The organism is uncultured Parvimonas sp. (genome assembly GCF_963524015.1).
GTDB lineage: Bacteria > Bacillota > Clostridia > Tissierellales > Peptoniphilaceae > Parvimonas.
The window spans coordinates 1-2,930 of record NZ_CAURDT010000016.1 but is presented as its reverse complement, the minus strand read 5'-3'; the positions used below and the strand labels follow the sequence as shown (position 1 = coordinate 2,930).

Below are 2,930 nucleotides of genomic sequence, written 5' to 3'. Positions count from 1 at the left end.
GCCACCTATTTCGACAGTTTTATAGCTTGTTATTCTATTTTCTTGACAATAATACTACCGTCTCCACATGGCTTGAGTGGTCAGTATGGATAAAATTTAATATTTTAAGGAAGCCTCGTATTTGGGAATATGTCCATTCATTACTTTATTATAAACCACTCTAAATATCTTTTGTCGTTCCCCATCTTGCTGATCCATACTCTTTACCTTGCCTAAACTTTTTTGCATTTTTACCTTTGGTATAGACAACAAACTTAATTAAAGCAGCTACTCCCACGCCCATTAAAATATCAGTTGGATGAATACTCGGAATAAAGCTCATGGTGTTAAGCTCTAATATTCCCTGAAAGATTTTGTCTATCACATCGCCACCAGTATATGCTCTTACATGGTGAGAAAAAATATTACCAACATAGAAAAATGCAAGATAGGGAATGTTCTGCTTGAAAAACTTTGCCTTATCTTGCACCTTAAATAAGCCTTTGATGTCCTTTAGTATCTTATCTATCATAGGCCCTGCTCCTTTTGTTTATTCTTGACTTTATCTCTAGAAATAGTATTCTTAGCCATCTCTTTAAATTTCTCTATGTTTTTATGAATTGACTCCTTATTTTTCGCTTTCTTTTCAATATTTGAAAGCACATTTTGAAAAGCTTTATTCATAACTTTTGTATCTTTTGCTTGGAAGAATACTGAATGTGTCCCAGTCTCCTTATCTTTCATCACTGAGAATTTAACACCATGTTTATTCAATTCTTTTTTTAGTTCTTTTAATTCACCATCTTTAACATTGATTTCTTCAAGCTGACCTTTCTTAACCATATCTTTGAGTTTGACTTCATTTCCCTCAGCCTTGATAAGTTTATCTAAGCCACCATGTTGTTTTGATCTCTGTTGTAACTTCTTTACTTGGCTTAAGATTTCTTGATAAGTTGCCTTTAATACATTAACTTCAATGTTAACTACTCTATTAGAAATTTCTTCATTTATCATCAGTAACCTCCTACCCTCATATCATAACTAACAAGTGCTGTATAATAGGCATCCATATTGCTTGGCGCATTATATGCTGCCGTTAAAATAAAAGCTCTTACATTTCTTATTTTCGATTCGTTCTCTGATAAAGCATTTACAAGATACTCCATATGCAAAGAATCTAATTCTCTAAATCTCTCTTGAACAACATATGCTGGTAATTTTGTTTGATTTATTGTGACTGTATCTTCTGCATTCGATACCATAACATCAGCTAAAACTTTTATTATTTCATCAAAGGTTTTAGCAACAATCTTATTACCTAGCTTCATGTGTTCGTTATATCCTGTACTTTCTCTCAATTCTTCTAAACAAGATTTATATGATTTTATTTTTTTACGTCCATCCTCCATTCCATCCCTTAAATAAAATATATCTTTTTCATAGATGGGTAGGTGGGAGGAATTCTCTGTAGAAATATATATAGAATATATTTGGTAAAAATATGTTAAAATCTGGAAAAAGAAAACTTTATATATAAAGGAGAAAAATATGGACGGTGTTGGAATAAAAGTTATTGGAATTGGTACAGTGGGAAATGATGTATTGAATAAGATGATGAAAAAAGAGATTGCGGAAGTTGAATTTGTGGAAATTGATACAAATCAAGGAAATTTGGATAAACTGAATGTAGGATCAAAAATATTGGCTTCTGAGGATTTAAGTGAAAAAGTGCAGGGTGTATTGAAAAATACTGATTTAGTATTTATTTTGACAGAAATGTCGGAAAAGAAGAATAACGAGATAGCCTGTGTTGTTTCAGAAGTTGCAAAAACAATGGGAATATTGACAGTAGTTGTAGTTGCTACATCAATTAATTCAAATGGAGGAACTGAAGAAATCAAGAAATTAGAAGAAGTTTCTGATACTGTTATAGTTTTGCCTCTTAAAAAATTAGTGGAAGCAGATTCTAGTGCAACTTTTGATAAATTATTTGAAAAAAGAGATGAAATTTTTATAAAAAATGTAGAATTTATAACAAATCTAATAAAAAAACAAGGGATAGTGAATCTTGATTTTGATGATGTAAAAATAATGCTAGGAAATTCAGGAGAAGGTGTAATAGCATTTGGTAAAGGTGAAGGACAGAATAAGGTAAAACTTGCTACAGAACAAATAATAAACAGTCCTTTTACAAAAAATATTCCAAAAGCGAGAAAGATACTGTTAAGCATTACAGCAGGACCAGACATTGGATTAACGGATTTACAGGAAGTAACTATGATTATAAATGAAAAATTTGGAGCAGACCAAACAAATATACTATGGGGATACATTATGGATGTTGAGCTTGAAGATAAAATTGAAATGGAAATGCTGATAACGGATTTTTCTAAATAAATGTATATAAAATAATACTAAGGTTGAAGTATTTATTATAGAAAAAAGCAAATATGAAAAATTAGAAGTTATAGAGGTAAAAGTGTGATAAGAGAGATTAATATACTAGATGCGAAGGATATACAAGAAATTTGTAAAGATGAGTTAGGATATAATGTTGATATTAAGACTGTCAAGACACAAATTGAAAAATTATCTATTGATTATGAACATCATATTATCGCAGTATATGAAGATAAAGAAACAAGTAAGGTTGTTGGTTTTGTTCATGCAGAGATGTATGAAAGTTTATATAGTGATATTGGATTAAATATATTAGGATTAGCAGTAAATTCCAATTTTCAAGGCAAGGGTATAGGAAAAAAACTGATGGTTTTTGTTGAAGAGTATGCTTTAAATAATAATATTAATTTTATTAGATTAAATTCGGCTTCTCATCGTTCAGAAGCACATAAATTTTATGAGAATATAGGTTATACTTGTAATAAAATTCAAAAATGTTTTATAAAAATATTTCGATAAAGAGGTGCTAATAATAAAATTTTAAAATTTAA

The 2,930-nt window shown here is 29.7% G+C and carries 3 protein-coding genes and 2 pseudogenes; 2 read left to right on the top strand and 3 right to left on the bottom strand.

What is annotated here, in order from left to right; genetic code table 11:
• Nucleotides 1-163: 163 nt before the first annotated feature.
• From RWJ08_RS07590 to RWJ08_RS07580, 3 genes and pseudogenes are all read right to left on the bottom strand, one after another.
• Nucleotides 164-511 (bottom strand): annotated as a pseudogene (locus RWJ08_RS07590) (type IV secretory system conjugative DNA transfer family protein); the annotation flags it as partial.
• Entirely contained in the window at nt 508-993 is a 486-nt protein-coding gene (locus RWJ08_RS07585) for a PcfB family protein (RefSeq protein ID WP_313961663.1), read from the bottom strand. The gene RWJ08_RS07585 and the pseudogene RWJ08_RS07590, both read right to left, overlap by 4 nt.
• A pseudogene (locus RWJ08_RS07580) lies at nt 993-1,457 on the bottom strand (DUF6017 domain-containing protein); the annotation flags it as partial. The gene RWJ08_RS07585 and the pseudogene RWJ08_RS07580, both read right to left, overlap by 1 nt.
• A gap of 70 nt (nt 1,458-1,527) precedes the next feature.
• On the opposite strand from RWJ08_RS07580, the gene RWJ08_RS07575 reads away from it, so the two are divergent.
• Both RWJ08_RS07575 and RWJ08_RS07570 read left to right on the top strand, forming a co-directional pair.
• A complete protein-coding gene (locus RWJ08_RS07575; RefSeq protein WP_313961662.1) occupies nt 1,528-2,376 on the top strand; it encodes a hypothetical protein in 849 nt (282 codons plus the stop codon).
• 84 nt (nt 2,377-2,460) lie between these two features.
• Nucleotides 2,461-2,898 carry a GNAT family N-acetyltransferase gene (locus tag RWJ08_RS07570; protein ID WP_313961661.1) on the top strand — a complete coding sequence of 146 codons (438 nt, stop codon included), beginning with the start codon at nt 2,461-2,463 and terminating at the stop codon, nt 2,896-2,898.
• Nucleotides 2,899-2,930 lie beyond the last annotated feature (32 nt).

Coding starts and splice junctions, on each gene's coding strand:
- RWJ08_RS07585 (WP_313961663.1), bottom strand. CDS start 993: ATGATAAATGAAGAAATTTCTAATAGAGTAGTTAACATTGAAGTTAAT.
- RWJ08_RS07575 (WP_313961662.1), top strand. CDS start 1,528: ATGGACGGTGTTGGAATAAAAGTTATTGGAATTGGTACAGTGGGAAAT.